Below are 17,260 nucleotides of genomic sequence, written 5' to 3'. Positions count from 1 at the left end.
GCCTGTCTCGTCCATTGTGGCACTTGCCGCGCCGGGGCGTCATCTGAGACGGAGAAGTATTTTCGCCGCACGGGTCACGGAAGGCCGTGCGGGGCCGAGCGGGCCAGCGGGTGGTGCTCCAGCGGGTTGAGCCGAACGGCGAGGGGCGCGCCGAGCCGATAGGACAGCGCCGCCCGCGACCGGGGCCTGCTCGTCGCCTCCTTGCGCAACGCCTGCGTGAACTCCGAGGCGAACCCGGTCCGAGGGTGTGCGGCGAGGACCGTCGCGCGGTCCGCCTGCGTGGTGCGGCGCACGCCGGACCCGACCACGTCGAGGAACGCCGCGTCGTGCAGCAGCGCGATTTCGCTGGCCGCGCCTTTCGCGGGGCGGGCGTCCATATGCAGCGCGATCGCCTTGGCCACGAGCTCGACGGTTCGCCCGGGCGCGCCCCAGGCGGCGAGCAGGCTCGCCGAAGTCCGCGCGCCGCTCACCGCGAAACAACCGCAGCCGCTGTCGGGGGCGTGCGCCGAGGTGAGGCCGACGTCGTGCAAAAGCGCGGCGCAGTAGAGCGCTTCGGGGTCGTACGGCAGGCCCTCGTGCTCGGCGATGAGCGTCGCCCAGCTCCAACAACGGTACACATGGCCGAGGACCGCCGAGCTGTAGGTGGAGACGGCGACGAGCTCGGCGTTCTTGCAGAGGTCGGTGTCGGGGGCGGGGGCGAGCCGGGACAGTGCCGTGGCCGGGCGCCTGTCCTGCAGGATCGCTTTGACCGCGTGCGGAGCGCCCAAGAGCTGGTCCGCGAGGATCCGCCTGGCCTCGCGCAATTGCTCGCGCAGGCCCAACTTCCCGAAGGAGGGGTCCGACAACCAGCCGGGGGAGGTGAAAGTGCTATCGGTCAAGACGGCCTCCTTGTCGGTCGGCTTTCATCCTAGACGCAGAGGCTTGCGGGTCTGTGGGCGCGTTTCGGCCGCGCTGTTAGGGTTGCGCATGGCTTCGTTACGGCGCGCGTGCGCGATCCTCGGAGTGTGGCTGGCGGCAGTCGGGCTCAAGCAGATCGCATCGGGCACGAAGGGGATGCCGGATGGCGGGCCTTCGGGTCCGGTGGTCGACAGCCAAGCCCGCGCGGCAGGCGCGATCGTGGTGTGGCTCGGCGTGGTCCAGATCTGGGCCGCCCAGCGGCCTTCGCCAGCTGTGTTGCGGCTGCTGTCGGGCGTGATGGCCTCGATCGCCGTGGCGCGGCTGGCGGGAGTGCCGGAGCATGGGAAGCCCAAGGGGGTCCTGCGTGTGGCGCTGGCCACGGAGGTGGCTTCGGCGGTGCTGCTTTTGGCGGCTTCGGAGACTTCGCTCGCCGCGTCGTGACGGCTCGCGTCACTCTCGCGCCGGATCCCGATTCCTGCTAGCATCCAAGGGAGCCGAGAGGAGGACCACGGACATGGCGGAACGGGTGGTCAGGCTGAGCGTCCGGGGCCGTGAGATGGCCGTGGACCTCCACGAGGAAGGCTCGGCGGCCCAGGCGTTGGGGATGCTGTGCGACAAAGACATGGCGGGCAAGCGCAACGAGAACGCCCAGTGGCCCGAACGGGGGGAATGGAGATCGCCGTGGCACGGGGCTTGCGGCGGTCCCGGCCCATTGGGCGTGTTCGGCGACGGCTTCGAATGCCCCGCCTACTACGGCACCGGCTACGGGATCTGAGCGGAGCCCCAGCGTCAGATCGGTCTGAAATGGTGGTGCCTCCGGTAGGATTCGAACCTACGACCTTTCGCTCCGGAGGCGAACGCTCTATCCCCTGAGCTACGGAGGCGTGTGCAGCAGTTGGGACGGTTCATCCTACCCCACGGGGGCTCGTGCGCAAAAACGGTTGAACGCGCTGTTCGAAGCTCGCGCGGCTTAGCGCGGTCCGACGTGTCCTCCGTCGGGCGCACGCCCTAAGATGACACCTCGTGACTCCGGTGGACCAAGCGGCGGCGACGCTCGCCGCGCTCGCCCCTGAGGTTTGGCCGAAACACGCGGCCCGCGGCGGGGACGGGGTCGTCCGCATCGCAGGTCTGCGGGCGGACGAGCTGATCGAGCGTTACGGCAGCCCTCTTTTCGTGGTGGACAAAGACGACTTCAGCTCCAGATGCCGCCAGTGGGCCGACGCGTTCGGTGCCCGGAACGTGCATTACGCGTCGAAGGCGTTCCTCAGCGGGCAGTTGGCGCATTGGCTCAACGAAGAGGGCCTCTCTCTGGACGTCTGCTCCGGCGGGGAGCTGGCCATCGCGCTGCGCGGCGGGTTCCCGCCCGCCCGGATCACGTTGCACGGCAACAACAAGTCGGTCCCAGAGCTCCGGCGGGCGGTGGACGTCGGGGTCGAGGCGGTCGTGCTCGACTCGTTCGAGGAGATCGAGCGGCTGGACGCGGTCTGCGCCGAATTGGGCCGAGACCAAGACGTCCTCATCCGGCTCACAGTCGGTGTCGAAGCGCACACCCACGAGGCCATCGCCACGGCGCACGAGGACCAGAAGTTCGGCTTCTCGGTCGCCTCGGGGGTCGCGTTGGAGGCTGCGCGCAGGGTCCTCGCCCGTCCCCGGCTGCGCCTGGCGGGCTTCCACAGCCACATCGGCTCGCAGATCTTGGACCTCGACGGGTTCCGGCTCGCGGCGCAACGGGTCGCCGCGTTCGTCGACGAGACGGTCCGCGCCCTCGGGCCGATCCCGACGCTGCACGTGCTCGACCTCGGCGGCGGCCTCGGCGTCGCCTACCAGCCGGGCGAGCGCCCCCCCTCGCAGGCAGACCTGGCCGAAGCCGTCCGCAAGGAGGTCGACCAGTACGCGGCCGCCGCGCCCCTCGCCATCGCCGTCGAGCCCGGCCGCTCGGTCGTCGCGTCGGGCACGGTCACGCTCTACACCGTCGGCACGGTGAAGGACGTGACGCTTCCGGAGGGGAAGACGCGCAAATACGTGAGCGTGGACGGCGGCATGAGCGACAATATCCGCCCGGCCCTGTACGGCGCGGAGTACGACGTCCGGCTCGTCTCCCGGGCAGGCTCGTCCGTGCCCGCGCAATCGCGCGTGGTCGGCAAGCATTGCGAGACAGGGGACATCCTGGTGCGCGACTGCCTGCTGCCGGAGGACATCGCGGCGGGCGACATCCTCGCCGTCGCGAGCACGGGCGCGTACTGCTACTCGCTTTCGAGCCGCTACAACGCGCTGCTGCGCCCCGCCGTCGCCGTCGTGGAGGACGGGCGCTCGTGGCTCATGCTGCGCAGAGAGACCGAAGCCGACCTGTTGAGCCTGGAGGTGCCAGATGGCGAATAACGAGGACCGAGAGACACGGGAGATAGGGGTCGGACTGCTCGGCCTCGGCGTCGTGGGCAGCGAGGTCGCCCGGATCCTGATCGAGGACGCCGAGGAGCTGGCCGCCAGGGTCGGCGCGAGGCTCGTGCTCCGGGGCGTCGCGGTGCGCAAGCTCGACGCGGAGCGCCCTGCGGCGAGCCGTCTGGTGGACCCCGCGCTCCTCACCACGGACGCGCAGGCGCTCGTGGCCAGGCCCGACGTGGACGTGGTGGTCGAGCTCATCGGCGGGATCAACCCCGCGAAGGACCTCATCCGGCAGGCGCTGCGCGCGGGCAAGTCTGTGGTCTCGGCCAATAAAGCGTTGTTCGCCGCGCATTCCGCGAAACTGTTCGAGGCGGCGCAGAAGGCCAAGGTCGACCTGTTCTTCGAAGCGGCGGTCGCGGGGGCTATCCCGGTCATCCGTCCGCTCAAGCAGTCGTTGGCAGGCGATCGGATCACCGCCGTCGCCGGGATCGTCAACGGCACCACGAACTTCATCCTCTCCGCCATGGACTCGGAGGGCAAGGACTACGCCGACGTGCTCAAACAGGCGCAGGCGCTCGGCTACGCGGAGGCGGACCCGACTGCGGACGTCGGCGGCCACGACGCCGCGGCGAAGACGGCGATCATGGCCTCCATCGCCTTCCACACCCGGGTGACCGCCGACGACGTGCACGTCGAGGGGATCACCGAGATCTCCGCGGCCGACATCGAGTCCGCCAAGCAGCTGGGCTACGCGATCAAGCTGCTCTCGCTCTCCGAGCGTGTGGTGGGCGAGGACGACAAGGAACGGGTCTCGGCCAGGGTGTACCCGGCGCTGGTGCCGCGCTCGCACCCGCTCGCGAGCGTCAACGGCGCGTACAACGCGGTCGTGGTCGAGGCGGTGAACGCGGGCAGGCTCATGTTCTACGGCCAGGGCGCAGGCGGGGCGCCCACCGCGTCCTCGGTCGCGGGCGACCTCGTCGCCGCGGCCCGCAACGTGGTCCTCGGCCGCGCCGTGGCCAGCGAGTCCACCTACGCGAAGCTGCCCATCGCCCCGATCGGGGACGTGGCCGCGCGGTATTTCGTGCGCATGCGGGTGGACGACCGCCCCGGCGTGCTCGCCTCGGTCGCCGACATGTTCGCCAAGCGGGATGTCAGCATCGCCACGGTTTTCCAGAAAGGCGTGACGGATCATGACGGAGGGCCAGGCGGAGGGGCAGAGATCATCATCATCACCCACTCCGCGCTGGGCCGCGCGCTCGCCGAAACGGTGCGCGACGTGGAGAAGCTCCCTGCGGTGATCGAGGTGGAGAGCGTTTTGCGATTGGAGTTCGAGAATGACTAAGGCGTGGCCCGGATTGATCGAGGCGTACCGGCGTGTGGGGTCGGCTCTGTGTTGGACCTCGGGCCGGGGCGAGCGGTGATCGAGGTGGAGAGCGTTTTGCGATTGGAGTTCGAGAATGACTAAGGCGTGGCCCGGATTGATCGAGGCGTACCGGGAGTGGTTGGACCTCGGCGCCGCCCAAGGCTCCGAGGCCGCGCCGGTGACGCTCCTTGAGGGGAACACCCCGCTGGTCCCCGCGCCTCGGATCGGCGAGCTCGTCGGGTGCGAGGTCTGGCTGAAAGTGGAGGGGGCGAACCCGACCGGCTCCTTCAAGGACCGCGGGATGACTGCGGCGGTGACCGACGCCGTGGCGCGCGGCCAGAAGGTGCTGTTGTGCGCCTCGACGGGCAACACCTCCGCTTCGGCCGCGGCGTACGCCGCGCGGGCGGGCCTCGCCTGCGCCGTCCTCATCCCCGAGGGCAAGATCGCGGCGGGCAAGCTGGCCCAGGCCGTGGTGTACGGCGCGAAAATCATCCAGGTGCGCGGCAATTTCGACGACTGCTTGGAGCTCGCGCGCAAAACGGCGGCCTCGTTCCCGCAGGTGGCGCTCGTGAACTCGGTGAACCCGGTGCGCATCGAGGGGCAGAAGACGGCTGCCTTCGAGATCATGGACGCGCTCGGGCGCGCCCCGGACATCCACGCGCTGCCGGTCGGCAACGCGGGGAACATCACCGCGTACTGGCGCGGCTACAAACAATGGCACGAGGCAGGCGTGGTGTCGTCCACGCCGAAGATGCTCGGCGTCCAAGCCGCCGGAGCGGCCCCGCTTGTGCTCGGCGCCCCGGTCAAGGACCCCGAGACGATCGCGACGGCGATCCGGATCGGAGCCCCCGCGTCCTGGGATTCCGCCGTCGCCGCGAAAGAGCAGTCCGGCGGCCAGTTCCGCGCCGTCACGGACGAGGTTCTGCTGGAGGCGTACCGGCTTCTGGCCAGCAAAGAAGGCGTTTTCGTCGAGCCCGCGTCCGCGACGTCCGTCGCGGGCCTGCTCGCGGCCCACGCCGAGGGCTGGGTGCCCGAGGGCAGCCTCGTGGTCGCGACAGTGACCGGCAACGGCCTCAAAGACCCCGACACCGCGCTCAAGTCCATGCCGGAGCTCAACGCGATCGACGTGGACCCCGCGCAGGTACTTGTCGGGATCGGCCTCAGCGAGCTCGGCCTTGGCTGACCAGCTGCCCCTTGGGCTGTCCGCGACGGCGAGGGTGCCCGCCTCCAGCGCCAACCTCGGCGCAGGCTTCGACTCCCTCGCGGTGGCGCTCGCCATCTACGACGAAGTGACCGCGACGGTGACGGAGGGCGGCCTGCGCGTCGAAGTCGTCGGCGAGGACGCGGACGTCGTGGCGCATGACGAAGCCCATCTCGTCGTGCGCGCCGTCCGGCGGGGGCTCGCGGCGCGGGGCAAGGCCGCTCCGGGCCTGCTGGTCCAATGCCGCAACGCCGTCCCGCACGCCAGGGGGCTCGGCTCCTCCGCGACTGCCATCATCGCGGGCCTCGCCGTCGCCCAGGCCCTCGTCGCGAAGGCGGAGGGCTCGGAAAGCCTGCTGGACCAAACGGAGCTTGTGCAGCTGGGCGGGGAATTCGAAGGACATCCCGACAACGCCGCCGCGAGCGTGTTCGGCGGCGCGGTGGTGTCGTGGACCGACATCGAAGCCGCGACCGGCGCGGCGCGGTACCGGGCCGCGCCGGTGCAGGTGTCGTCGCAGGTGGCGCCAGTGGTTTTCATCCCGCAGTCGCGGGGGCTGACGCATGTCTCGCGGGGCGTGCTGCCCGCGCTCGTGTCCCGCGAGGACGCAGTCGCGAACCTGTCCCGGAGCGCGCTCATGGTGCTGGCCCTCAGCTCCGACCCCGCGTTGCTCTTCCCCGCGTCGGACGACCGGCTCCACCAGCCGCACAGAGCGGCGGAGCAGCCCGCGACCGCCGAGCTTGTGCGGGAGCTGCGCGCTCGGGGCGTCGCGGCCATGGTCTCCGGCGCCGGCCCTTCTGTCCTGGCTCTGACCTCGCAAGAGGCCGAGCGGGCCAGTTGCGCCGAGGTGGTCGCCGGAGACGGCTGGGAACGCCGGGAGGTCTCGTTCGCCCAGGCCGCTCAGGCCTGGTGAGCGCGCCACGCCGGGGGGCTGTTGCGAGGGGCGAAAGAAAGTCGCTATAATTGCCGCTGTCCAGCAGGGACATTCTGCGCTGAGGCAGCAATCATCAATTTTGCAGTTGCGCTCGAGTCCGTTTGCCGTTTCGTCGACAATTTCGATCAACGGTTTTATGCCGCAGTCCCCGCTGGATATAGACAGTGAACGCAGGGAAGCATCAGCACGCGAAGGTTGGCGACGTGGTCGTGGGCCGTTGTCGCATGCCCCGAGGACGGGCCGACGGCCTCTGCTCCACGGGAGTGTCGTGCGCCGTGAAAACCTGCGCGATGAAAACTTCAGACTCAGAGAAGAAATCAAGAAAGGATCATCCGTGACCAATACGGATTTGTTGACCGCTCCGGCCTCTGGCCCCAGGTTGAACACCATGGTCCTCACCGAGCTCCGGTCGATCGCCTCCGGCCTTGGCCTGACGGGCATTTCCGGCATGCGCAAGAGCGACCTCATCGAGGCGATCGAGAGCAAGCAGAAGGGCAGCGGTGGGGGAAAGCAGGCCAAGCGCGCCTCCGCGCCTGCCGAGGCGAAGGCCCCGGCGGAGCAGCCCGCCGAGCAGCAGACGCTGGCGGCGCCGTCGTCCGAGCCCGCGCCGTCGTCCGAGCCCGCGTCGGCGGCCTCGGACGGGGGAGAGCACGACGGCGACCAGTCCGACGAGCGCCGCTCCTCCCGCAGCTCGCGCAGGCGCCGCTCGGGCTCGCGCCGGGACCAGGACCAGGACAACGCCCCTTCGGCCGAGGGCGCAGGCGCGGAGCGCGGCGAGCGGGGCGAGGCCCAGCCCGCCGAGAACGGGCACGCGGCTTCGGACAACGGCTCCACGGCCCAGAACGCGCCGCGCTCTGCCGCTGCGGACTTCGATGACGACGACGAAGGCGGCCGTGGCCGTCGGGGCAGGCGGTTCCGCGACCGCGACCGCCGTCGCGGACGCGGCGAGCGCGGCGAGAACGACGTCGTCTCCGCGCCGCGCGAGGACGACGTGCTCCAGCCCGTCGCCGGGATTCTGGACCTCATGGACAACTACGCGTTCCTGCGCACCTCCGGCTACGTGCCGGGGCAGGGCGACGTGTACGTCTCGATGAACATGATCCGCAAGTACGGCCTTCGTCGCGGCGACGCGATCATCGGCGCCGTGAAGGCGCCGAAGGACAGCGGCGGCCAGGGTGACGGCGGCAACCAGCGCCAGAAGTTCAACCCGCTGGTGCGGATCGACTCGGTGAGCGGCATCGAGCCCGAGCGCGCGCTGCGCCGCCCGGAGTTCTCCAAGCTCACCCCGCTCTACCCGAACCAGCGGCTGCGGCTGGAGACCACGCCCGACCGGCTCTCCACGCGTGTGATCGACCTGATCATGCCGATCGGCAAGGGCCAGCGCGCGCTCATCGTGTCGCCGCCGAAGGCGGGCAAGACCACGATTTTGCAGGACATCGCGAACGCGATCGCGCAGAACAACCCGGAGTGCTACCTGATGGTGGTGCTCGTGGACGAGCGCCCGGAAGAAGTCACCGACATGCAGCGCTCGGTGAAGGGCGAGGTCATCGCCTCGACCTTCGACCGGCCGCCGAGCGACCACACCATGGTCGCCGAACTCGCCATCGAGCGGGCGAAGCGCCTCGTCGAGCTCGGCAGGGACGTCGTGGTGCTGCTCGACTCGATCACCCGTCTGGGCCGGGCGTACAACAACGCCTCCCCGGCTTCGGGCCGGATCCTCTCCGGCGGTGTGGACGCCACGGCGCTCTACCCGCCGAAGCGGTTCCTCGGCGCCGCCCGCAACATCGAGAACGGCGGGTCCCTCACGATCATCGCCTCCGCGCTGGTCGAGACCGGCTCGACCGGCGACACCGTCATCTACGAGGAGTTCAAGGGCACCGGCAACGCCGAGCTCAAGCTCGACCGCAAGGTCGCCGAGCGCCGGGTCTTCCCCGCCGTGGATGTGAACCCGTCCAACACCCGCAAGGACGAGCTGCTGCTCGGCTCGGACGAGTTCCAGGTCGTGCACAAGCTGCGCAGACTGCTCTCAGGCCTCGACACGCACCAGGCCATCGACCTGCTCATCTCGCAGTTGCGCAAGACCAAGTCCAACGTCGAGTTCCTGGTGCAGGTTTCCAAGACTGCTCCCGGCCAGCTCGACCAGGACAACTAAACCGGGCTCAGCGGCGATTGGTGTTTCCGCCCGTCGCCGCTTAGACTGGAATACTGGCCGCGCTCCGCGCGTTACACACACGACCAACTAGCCGGCCCTGACCAAGACCAGGGCCACAACGATAGGCTGAACCATGAAGACTGGGATTCACCCCGACTACGTGCTGACGACCGTGAACTGCGGTTGTGGCAACACGTTCCAGACCCGGAGCACCGAGACGAAGGGTTCGATCACGGTCGAAGTCTGCTCGGCGTGCCACCCGTTCTACACCGGCAAGCAGAAGATCCTCGACTCCGGCGGCCGTGTCGCCCGCTTCGAGGCTCGCTACGGCAAGCGGAAGAAGTAAGGCTCAGCTGACGAGGCTTAGGTCGGCGCACGCATTGCGCGCGCCGACCTTCTCTTTTTGAGAGACCGCCTTGAGCGCATAGCTATGACGAATTCATTAGACGAGCTCATCGCCGAGTACGAGAGCCTGCAACAGCGCTGGGCCGACCCATCGCTGCAGGAGGATGTCGCCGCCGCGAAAAAGGTCGGCAAGCGCGTCGCCGCGCTCGCGCCGATCTACGAGGCGCACGCCCTTCGCGAGGCCGCCAAGGCGGACCTCGACGCGGCGCACGAGCTCGCGGAGCTCGACCCCGAATTCGCCCGTGAAGAAGTCGAGCGCCTCACCGGCCGCATCGCGGAGCTCGAAGCCGAATTGGCCGAGCTGCTCGCGCCCCGCGACCCGCACGACGGCGAGGACATCGTCCTCGAGGTGAAGGCTGGCGCTGGCGGCGAGGAGTCCGCCCTGTTCGCGGGCGATCTCATCCGTATGTACACGAAATTCGCCGAGCGCCGTCGTTGGCGCATCGAAGTGCTGAGCATGGCCGAGTCGGACCTCGGCGGCGTCAAGGACGCGACCATCTCGATCAAACGCACCGGGGGCGACCAGACGCCCGCGCAGGGCGTGTGGGCGTGGCTGAAGCACGAAGGCGGGGTGCACCGGGTGCAGCGGGTGCCCGCGACCGAGTCGCAGGGCCGCATCCACACCTCGGCAGCCGGAGTGCTCGCGTACCCGGAGCCCGAAGACGCGCCGGAGATCGTCATCGACGAGTCCGAGCTGCGCGTCGACGTGTACCGCTCCTCCGGCAAGGGCGGCCAGGGCGTGAACACCACGGACTCGGCCGTCCGACTCACCCACCTGCCCACCGGGCTCGTGGTGACCTGCCAGAACGAGCGCTCCCAGATCCAGAACAAGGCGCGGGCGATGGTCGTGCTGGCGGCGCGGCTGCAGACGCTCGCCGAGGAGAAGGCCGCCGCCGACGCGGCTTCGGGTCGCAAAGAGCAGATCCGCACGGTGGACCGCTCCGAGCGGATCCGCACCTACAACTTCCCCGAGAACCGCATCGCCGACCACCGGATCGGCTACAAGGCGAGCAATCTCGACATGGTGCTCGAAGGAGATCTGGAGCCGATGCTCTCCGAGCTGCGCCTGAAGCTCAAGCCAGGCGAGTAGAATCCCTCCTCGTGACGAATTCGCCGCGAGCCAAGCTTCCCAGCCTCAGGGAGGAGCTCCGCAGCGCGGAGCAGACGTTCCGCGCCGCCGGGGTGCCCAGTCCCGAGCATGACGCGCGAGTGCTGGCAGCCCATGTCCTCGGGGTGAAGCCGGGATTCGTGTGGCAGGTCGACTCGCTGTCCGAAGAGCAACGGGAACGGTTCGGCTGGCTGGTCCGCGAGCGCTCCCGGCGGGTGCCGCTGCAACATCTGCTCGGCAAAGTCTTTTTCGCGTCGGTCGAAGTCCTCGTCGGCCCCGGCGTGTTCATCCCTCGGCCCGAGACCGAGCAGCTGCACGTCTGGGCGCTGGCGGCGTTGCGCGCCAGGCTGTGGGAGATTCCGGAGCCGGTGGTGTTCGACTTGTGCGCGGGCTCCGGCTCGCTCGGCCTCTCCGTCGCGCGCAGCGTGCCGGAGGCGCGGGTGACGCTCGTGGAGAACGACCCGGAGGCGCTGGTGTGGGCGCGCAAGAACGTGCAAGCGGACGCATCCGGCTCCCGCCCGCCCGCCCGCGTCGTCGAGGGCGATGTGACCGACCAGGCGCTCCTGTCGGAGACGGACGCCGAGGTGGACCTGGTCGTCGCCAATCCGCCGTATGTGCCATCGGGCACCCCGACGCCCCCCGAGGTCGCCGATTTCGACCCGCCGCAAGCCGTGTTCGCGGGCCCGGACGGGCTCGACGTCATCACCGGCCTGGTCGGCAATATCGCGCGATGGCTCAAGCCGGGCGGCGCGTTCGGCGTGGAGCACGACGAGGGGCACGCGGACCGGGTCCGGGAGCTTTTCGCCCAAGACGGAAGATTCCGCGATGTCAAGACGATGAACGATCTGTCGGGGCGGCCGAGATTCGTGACCGGGAAGCGCGCATGAGCATCGAGCGCGACGAGCAGGCGAGGAGCGCGGCCCGATGAGCATTGTGTACGACTGTTCGACCGAGCACGGCAGGGAGAGCGGCGTCGGCGCGGCGACCGCCGCCGCGCAGGGCGGGCATCTCGTGGTGATCCCGACCGACACGGTGTACGGGCTCGGCTGCGATGCCTTCGACCAGGGCGCGGTGGCCGCGCTGCTGGCCGCCAAAGGGCGGGGCAGGGATATGCCGACCCCGGTGCTGGTCGGCTCCTGGGCGACGATCGAGGGCCTCGCGTCGACGGTCACCGACCAAGCCTGGCAGCTCGTCCACGCGTTCTGGCCGGGCCCGCTCTCGTTGGTGCTGCCTGTCGCGCCGTCGCTGGCCTGGGACCTGGGGGAGACCAGGGGCACGGTGATGGTGCGCATGCCGCTGCACCCGGTCGCGCTGCAGGTGCTCGGCAAAGTCGGGCCGATGGCGGTGTCCAGCGCGAACCGTTCCGGGCAGGCGCCCGCGAAGACGGCGGCCGAGGCAAAGGAGCAGCTCGGCGACTCGGTGGCCGTGTACCTCGAATCCGGGGCCGCTCCGCTCGGCGAGCCGTCCACCATCCTCGACCTGTCCTCCGGCGGGCAGCCGAGAGTGCTCCGCGAGGGGGCGTTGTCCTCCGCCCGGATCGCCGAGGTCTTGGGCGTTTCTGCGCTCTGAGCCATCGCGCCTCAGTCGTCTCTCAGGTCGGGAAAGGTAATCTCCTGAGGGTGTACTTACTGGGCGTCCCGTATCGCGAGCTCGCCCTGGTCTTTCTCACGGCGGCCGTGGTCACGTATTTCTTGACCGGGGCGGTCGGCGCGGCGGCGGTCAAGGCGGGGGCGGTGCATGTGCCGAGGGAACGGGACATGCACCATATCCCGACCCCCCGGATGGGCGGGGTCGCGATGTACACCGCCGTGGTGGCGGCGCTCTTGCTCGCGTCCCAGCTCCCCGCGCTCAAACGAGGCTTCTCGTATTCGACGGACATGGCGGCGGTGATGGTCGCGGGCGGGATCATCGTCCTGGTCGGCGCCATTGACGACCAGTTCGAGCTGGACTGGGCGACCAAATTGGTCGGCCAGTTGACGTCTGCGGCGGTGCTCGTGCTCCTCGGCCTGTCCTGGGAGTACCTCTATGTGCCGTTCAGCGATGTCGGCGTCGTTGTGCTCGACCGGCTCCAAGGGGGGCTCATCACGGCGGGCGTCACCGTGCTCGCGATCAACGCGATGAATTTCATCGACGGGCTCGACGGCCTCGCCGCCGGATTGGGGTTCATCGTCAGCGCGGGGATCTGCCTCTTCTCCATCGGTCTCTTGCAGAAGCAGGGCGGGGACGTCGGGAGCTATCCGCCCGCGCTGATCTCGGCCGCGCTCGCGGGGACCTGCTTCGGATTCTTGCCGCACAATTTCCACCCCGCCAAAATCTTCATGGGGGACTCGGGGGCGATGCTCATCGGGCTCATGCTCTCGGCAGGGGCCACGTCGGCCTCGGGGCGGATCACCCAGGCCGCGTTCGGCACGACCGACGGATACGCCCTGCTCGCCCCGCTGCTCTTGGTGGTGGCGACGCTGTTCGTGCCGTTCCTCGACGTGCTTTTGGCCGTGGTCAGGCGGGTGCGGGCGGGGCAGAGCCCGTTCGGCACGACGGACAAGCTGCATCTGCACCATCGGATGATCGCGCTCGGGCACAGCCATCCGCGCGCGGTGCTGGTCTTCTACTTGTGGGTCTGGGTGCTCACCTTCGGCGTGGTGGCGAGCACCCGGTTCCCGAGGCTGGCCGTTCTCGCGCTGACCGTCGCAGGGCTCTTGGCCGCCGGACTGGTCACGGTGTGGCCGAAGCTCAAACGCTCGCGCGGCAAGTGACGGGGCCGCTCGGGACAAGAGCTACTACGACCCGTAGTGGACAGGTGGTTTTCCGCTGTGGTAATCTGCTGCGCGACGAGGTTATTGCAGTTCAACCGCTATCGGGACCCGATATCGGTTGAGGGCGAGAAGGGGGCCGCGTCGGACCCCGGCAGTCGCCCTGCCGCCCCACAGACTGCTGAACCGGAAGGAGCTGGAGCACAGAGATGGCCGCTTCTGGCCCGAGCTCGCGGGAATTGATCGGCCTTGGCGCTTCTGTCGCCGGGTCGGTGGTCCTGGGCTTGGTCGTCGGGTATCTGCTCGACGGGCTCTGGGACACGTCTCCCGCCCTTCTGTTCGCCGGTCTCGCGATTGGCGTCGTCGGCGCGGCCACGATGATCGCGCTCCAAGTGCGCCGGTTCGCGAAAGCGGACTCCGAAGCTGAGAAGCACCACCCCGAGGAGGGCCCGAGTTGCAAGGAGGCACTGGGTTGAGCGAGCAGACTCCCGCTCCGCAGGGCTCGGAAGGGGCTCCCGAGGAGCATGACGGGTTCGTCATGCCGGTCGCGTCCCTGAGCCTGCAATGGCCCATCATCGTCTCGGTGGTGTTCGGCATGGTCTTCATCGCGGCGTGCAGCGCCCTGCGCCACCCGTTCATGGGCGTGTACGCCTGTTTCGGGCTTGTGCTCGGCCTCGCCAACCTCTGGATGGTCCAGCGCGCGGTGGCGAAAGTGACCGCTGAAGCCAATCCGAGCAAGGCGCTTTTGGCAGTCTCCTCCTTCAAGCGACTGGGCGTCATTTCGCTCTTAGCGCTTGTGGTAGGGTTCCTCGACCGGCCAGATGGACTGGGAGTTTTCCTCGGCCTCGCGGTCTTCCAGGTTATTTTCCTGGTCAACACTTCCGTGCCCGTTCTGAAAGGACTTCGCCAGCACTCATGACTGACCAGGTTCCTTTGGCTCAAACCCGCCTTCTCGCCGAATCCTCCATCAAGGTCGGCGAGCACTGGAAGGCCGAGTTGTTCGGCTTGTCGTTCAACCTCGACACGATCTTGGCGACGGTCGTCTCCGCCGCCATCGTCCTCGGCCTCGCGTTCTACTTGCGCGCGAAAGTCACCTCCGGCGTGCCGGGCGGGGTGCAGCTCTTCTTCGAGGCGATCACAGTGCAGATGCGGGGGCAGATCGAGAGCGCCATCGGTTTGAAAGTCGCGCCCTTCGTGCTGCCGCTCGCGGTCACCATCTTCGTCTTCATCCTGATCTCCAACTGGCTCTCTGTGGTGCCCTTGCAGATCGGCGACGAGGAGCTGATCAAGCCGCCTGCCTCCGACATCAACTTCACGCTGGCCTTGGCGCTGTTCGTGTTCGTCTTCTACCACGTGGCGGGCGTCCGCAGGCGCGGCGGCGTCGGCCAGCACCTCAAGCAGGTCGTCAAGGGCCACTCGCCGATCCTCTTCATCATCAACATCATCGAAGAGCTCGCGAAGCCCATCTCGCTCTCCCTCCGTCTTTTCGGCAACATGTTCGCGGGCGGCATCATGGTGGCGCTCATCGCGATGTTCCCCTGGTACATCCAGTGGGGGCCGAACGCGATCTGGAAGCTCTTCGACCTCTTCGTCGGCTTGATCCAGGCGTTCATCTTCGCCTTGCTCACCGTCTTGTACTTCAGCCAATCCATGGAGCTGGAGGACGAGCACCACTGAGCAGAAAGCTCTGAGCAGGACATCCTGACAACTGGCGGCGGGGAACTCGCCGCCCTGGCACAGCGTAAAACCCCAAAAATGAAAACACACCCGCGCAGCACGCGCGGAGAAGTATGAGGAAAAGGAACACTCATGGCTGATGTGCAAGGCGCGAACGCGCTCATCACTGCTGGCGCTCTCGTCGGCGGCGGTATCATGCTCGGCGGCGGCGCCATGGGCGCTGCGATCGGCGACGGTCTGGCCGGCGGCCAGCTGATCGCTGGCGTCGCTCGGCAGCCGGAGGCGCAGGGACGGCTTTTCACCCCGTTCTTCATCACGGTCGGCCTTTGTGAGGCTATGTACTTCATCAACCTCGCGTTCATGGCGTTCTTCGCCTTCGCCACCCCTGGCCTGCTCCCGACTCAGTAAGTAGCGAAATAGGACGCGAAAACCCATGACTCTGACGACCGTCTCCGTGCTCGCCGAAGGGGAGAAGAAGGACAACTTCCTCATCCCCAACGGCACCTTCCTTGTGGAGCTCGTCATCTTCTTGATCGTGCTCGCAGTCATCTGGAAGTTTGTCGTTCCGCCGATCCAATCGGTGCTTCAAGCCCGCGAGGCGCAGGCTGTGAAGACGAACGAGGACAACCAGAAGGCCGCAGAAGCCCTCCGGAACGCCCAGCGGAAATACTCCGAGGAGCTGTCCGGGGCGCGGACCGAGGCCACCTCGATCAGGGACCAGGCGCGAGCTGAAGGGCAGAAGGCGCTCGGCGAAGCCCGCGCCGCCGCGCAGGCCGAGGCCGACCAGGCGCAAGCGCAGGTCGACGGCGAGCTGCGGGCGCAGGCGGACCGGATCAGCGCCGAGCTCAAAGGCTCGGTCGGACCGCTGTCCGAAGAGCTCGCGGGCAAGGTGTTGAACAACGGAGCCGGGGTCTCAATCGCCGACGGGCTTGAGCACGACCTCGCGGGAAGGAGCTGACCCGTGCTGCACGTGGAACCGTTTCATGTGACATTGGACTGGGCCGTCTTCGGCGGTCAGCTCCTCGGCTTCGCCGCGATCGTCTTTGTCATCGTCAAATACGTCGCTCCGCCGCTCAAGGCAGTCATGGCGAAGCAGCAGGACCAGGTCCGCCACCAGATCGCCGAGGCCGAGCAGGCCGCGGGCGCGCGGAAGAAGGCCGAGCAGGAGTACGCCGACGCGGTCGCGAAGGCGCGCGCCGAGGGCGAGCAGCTGCGCGCCGAGGCGAAAGAGGACTCGGTGAAGATCCTTGCCGCGTTGCGCGAGCAGACGCAGGTCGAAGTCGCCCGCGTCAAGCAGCACGGGCAGGAGCAGGCGCTCCTGCACCGCCAGCAGCTGACCCGCGAGCTGCGTGTCGAACTCGGCAACGCGGTCCACGGCGGCGCGGCTGCGATCGTGCAGCAGCGTCTTTCGACTGACGAGGCCCGTTCGAGCAGCATCGACAGCTTCATCGACGAGCTTGAGGCGCTCGCGAACAACGCGGCGTCTTCGGGAGGTGCGGCATGATCCACACGACCAGCACTATCCGCGCGACGAGCCGCAACGCTTTCCAATCGGTCAAGCAGCAGTTCGACGCCCGCGCGGCCGGGCTGAGCTCCGCCGAGCTCGGCGAGCTCTTCGAGGACTTGAGCCAGGTCGCGAGGCTGCTCCGTCAGAACCACGCCCTTCGGCAGGCGCTCGCGGACTCCGGCGAGGGCAGCGAGCGCAAGGCGGGCCTTGTCGACTCCGTCTTGTCCGGCAAAATCGGGGCCCCGGCTCTGGACGTGGTCCGAGCGGCGGCCCGCGAGGAATGGTCGAGCGGCTGGGATCTGACCCTCGCGTTGGGGCAGCTCGGCAATCTGAGCCTGCTCATCGACGCGGAGCGGGCAGGCCAGCTGGAAGAAGTCGAGGACGAGCTGTTCCGCTTCGGCCGCCTTTTGGAGGCGAACGCCGAGCTGAACGGGCACCTGAGCGACCGAGTGGCGCCGATCGAGGGCCGTCTCCAGCTCTTGGACCGGGTGATCTCCGGGAAGACGACCGGCGTGACCGCGAAGCTGCTGCGTCGCGCGGTGGTTTTCCACACCTTCGACCAAGACCACAGCCTGGACCGGACGGTGTCGTTGCTCGCCGAGCTCGCGGCGAGCCGCCGAGGAGAGTCGGTGGCGCATGTGGTGGCCGCGATCGCGCTCAACGACGCGCAGATCTCGCGTCTGCAGGCAGCGCTCGGCAAGATCTACGGCAGGCCGATCTCGGTGCAGATCGACGTGGACCCCGAGGTGATCGGCGGTTTGCGGGTCACGGTGGCCGACGAGGTGATCGACGGGACGATCGCTGCGAAGCTCGCCACCGCTGCCACCGAATTGCCGAACTAGACCACCCCGAACTTAGACGAACGTAAAACAGGAAGTAAGGAACGC

At 68.4% G+C, this 17,260-nt stretch carries 20 protein-coding genes and 1 tRNA gene; 19 read left to right on the top strand and 2 right to left on the bottom strand.

The window, feature by feature from the left end; genetic code table 11:
* Positions 1–74: 74 nt before the first annotated feature.
* Positions 75–878 carry an HD domain-containing protein gene (locus ACRC20_RS14780; RefSeq protein WP_438687146.1) on the bottom strand — a complete coding sequence of 268 codons (804 nt, stop codon included), beginning with the start codon at positions 876–878 and terminating at the stop codon, positions 75–77.
* 88 nt (positions 879–966) lie between these two features.
* On the opposite strand from ACRC20_RS14780, the gene ACRC20_RS14775 reads away from it, so the two are divergent.
* Together ACRC20_RS14775 and ACRC20_RS14770 are read left to right on the top strand one after the other, a co-directional pair.
* Positions 967–1,338: a DUF4345 domain-containing protein gene (locus ACRC20_RS14775; RefSeq protein ID WP_438687145.1), complete on the top strand. Its 372-nt coding sequence runs from the start codon at positions 967–969 to the stop codon at positions 1,336–1,338.
* Positions 1,339–1,411: 73 nt separating this feature from the next.
* Positions 1,412–1,672: a hypothetical protein gene (locus ACRC20_RS14770; RefSeq protein WP_438687144.1), complete on the top strand. Its 261-nt coding sequence runs from the start codon at positions 1,412–1,414 to the stop codon at positions 1,670–1,672.
* A 33-nt stretch (positions 1,673–1,705) separates the two neighbouring features.
* Here the strand turns inward: ACRC20_RS14770 and ACRC20_RS14765 are convergent.
* Positions 1,706–1,781: transfer RNA gene (locus ACRC20_RS14765), tRNA-Arg, on the bottom strand.
* A 139-nt stretch (positions 1,782–1,920) separates the two neighbouring features.
* Between ACRC20_RS14765 and lysA the strand changes: the two genes are divergently transcribed.
* The 17 genes from lysA (at position 1,921) to ACRC20_RS14680 (ending at position 17,215) form a co-directional block, all read left to right on the top strand.
* Entirely contained in the window at positions 1,921–3,276 is a 1,356-nt protein-coding gene (lysA, locus tag ACRC20_RS14760; RefSeq protein ID WP_438687143.1) for a diaminopimelate decarboxylase, read from the top strand.
* Positions 3,266–4,621, top strand: a complete 1,356-nt coding sequence (locus tag ACRC20_RS14755) for a homoserine dehydrogenase (RefSeq protein ID WP_438687142.1) — start codon at positions 3,266–3,268, stop codon at positions 4,619–4,621. Before lysA ends, ACRC20_RS14755 begins: the two co-directional genes overlap by 11 nt.
* Positions 4,622–4,736: 115 nt before the next feature.
* Positions 4,737–5,825, top strand: coding sequence for a threonine synthase (thrC, locus tag ACRC20_RS14750; protein WP_438687141.1), 1,089 nt, complete (start codon positions 4,737–4,739; stop codon positions 5,823–5,825).
* Entirely contained in the window at positions 5,818–6,753 is a 936-nt protein-coding gene (thrB, locus tag ACRC20_RS14745) for a homoserine kinase (RefSeq protein WP_438687140.1), read from the top strand. The genes thrC and thrB overlap by 8 nt, the downstream gene beginning before the upstream one ends.
* Positions 6,754–7,108: 355 nt before the next feature.
* Positions 7,109–8,926: a transcription termination factor Rho gene (gene rho / locus ACRC20_RS14740; RefSeq protein ID WP_438687139.1), complete on the top strand. Its 1,818-nt coding sequence runs from the start codon at positions 7,109–7,111 to the stop codon at positions 8,924–8,926.
* Positions 8,927–9,059: 133 nt separating this feature from the next.
* Positions 9,060–9,272 (top strand): 50S ribosomal protein L31, encoded by a 213-nt coding sequence (rpmE, locus tag ACRC20_RS14735; RefSeq protein WP_438687138.1) that lies wholly within the window; start codon positions 9,060–9,062, stop codon positions 9,270–9,272.
* Between the two features lie 84 nt (positions 9,273–9,356).
* Entirely contained in the window at positions 9,357–10,421 is a 1,065-nt protein-coding gene (gene prfA, locus ACRC20_RS14730; protein WP_438687137.1) for a peptide chain release factor 1, read from the top strand.
* A gap of 11 nt (positions 10,422–10,432) precedes the next feature.
* On the top strand, positions 10,433–11,326 hold the full coding sequence (prmC, locus tag ACRC20_RS14725) for a peptide chain release factor N(5)-glutamine methyltransferase (RefSeq protein ID WP_438687136.1): 894 nt from the start codon (positions 10,433–10,435) through the stop codon (positions 11,324–11,326).
* 37 nt (positions 11,327–11,363) lie between these two features.
* Positions 11,364–12,008 carry an L-threonylcarbamoyladenylate synthase gene (locus ACRC20_RS14720; RefSeq protein ID WP_438687135.1) on the top strand — a complete coding sequence of 215 codons (645 nt, stop codon included), beginning with the start codon at positions 11,364–11,366 and terminating at the stop codon, positions 12,006–12,008.
* 50 nt (positions 12,009–12,058) lie between these two features.
* Positions 12,059–13,192, top strand: a complete 1,134-nt coding sequence (locus tag ACRC20_RS14715) for an MraY family glycosyltransferase (RefSeq protein ID WP_438687134.1) — start codon at positions 12,059–12,061, stop codon at positions 13,190–13,192.
* Positions 13,193–13,398: 206 nt separating this feature from the next.
* Positions 13,399–13,665 carry an AtpZ/AtpI family protein gene (locus ACRC20_RS14710; RefSeq protein ID WP_438687133.1) on the top strand — a complete coding sequence of 89 codons (267 nt, stop codon included), beginning with the start codon at positions 13,399–13,401 and terminating at the stop codon, positions 13,663–13,665.
* A complete protein-coding gene (locus tag ACRC20_RS14705; RefSeq protein ID WP_438687132.1) occupies positions 13,662–14,108 on the top strand; it encodes an ATP synthase subunit I in 447 nt (148 codons plus the stop codon). The genes ACRC20_RS14710 and ACRC20_RS14705 overlap by 4 nt, the downstream gene beginning before the upstream one ends.
* Complete coding sequence (gene atpB, locus ACRC20_RS14700) at positions 14,105–14,866, top strand: F0F1 ATP synthase subunit A (protein WP_438687131.1); 762 nt, start codon at positions 14,105–14,107, stop codon at positions 14,864–14,866. Before ACRC20_RS14705 ends, atpB begins: the two co-directional genes overlap by 4 nt.
* 132 nt (positions 14,867–14,998) lie before the next feature.
* Positions 14,999–15,274: a F0F1 ATP synthase subunit C gene (locus ACRC20_RS14695; protein WP_438687130.1), complete on the top strand. Its 276-nt coding sequence runs from the start codon at positions 14,999–15,001 to the stop codon at positions 15,272–15,274.
* Positions 15,275–15,299: 25 nt separating this feature from the next.
* Positions 15,300–15,824, top strand: a complete 525-nt coding sequence (locus ACRC20_RS14690) for a F0F1 ATP synthase subunit B (protein ID WP_438687129.1) — start codon at positions 15,300–15,302, stop codon at positions 15,822–15,824.
* A gap of 3 nt (positions 15,825–15,827) precedes the next feature.
* The gene (locus tag ACRC20_RS14685; RefSeq protein ID WP_438687128.1) at positions 15,828–16,370 is read left to right on the top strand and encodes a F0F1 ATP synthase subunit B family protein; all 543 of its coding nucleotides are present in this window, start codon (positions 15,828–15,830) and stop codon (positions 16,368–16,370) included.
* Positions 16,367–17,215 carry a F0F1 ATP synthase subunit delta gene (locus ACRC20_RS14680; RefSeq protein WP_438687127.1) on the top strand — a complete coding sequence of 283 codons (849 nt, stop codon included), beginning with the start codon at positions 16,367–16,369 and terminating at the stop codon, positions 17,213–17,215. Before ACRC20_RS14685 ends, ACRC20_RS14680 begins: the two co-directional genes overlap by 4 nt.
* Positions 17,216–17,260: the final 45 nt, after the last annotated feature.

Source organism: Segniliparus sp. (assembly GCF_051660745.1).
Taxonomy (GTDB): domain Bacteria; phylum Actinomycetota; class Actinomycetes; order Mycobacteriales; family Mycobacteriaceae; genus Segniliparus.
The sequence above is the reverse complement of the archived record's forward strand: the minus strand, read 5'-3'. Positions and strand labels throughout refer to the sequence as shown.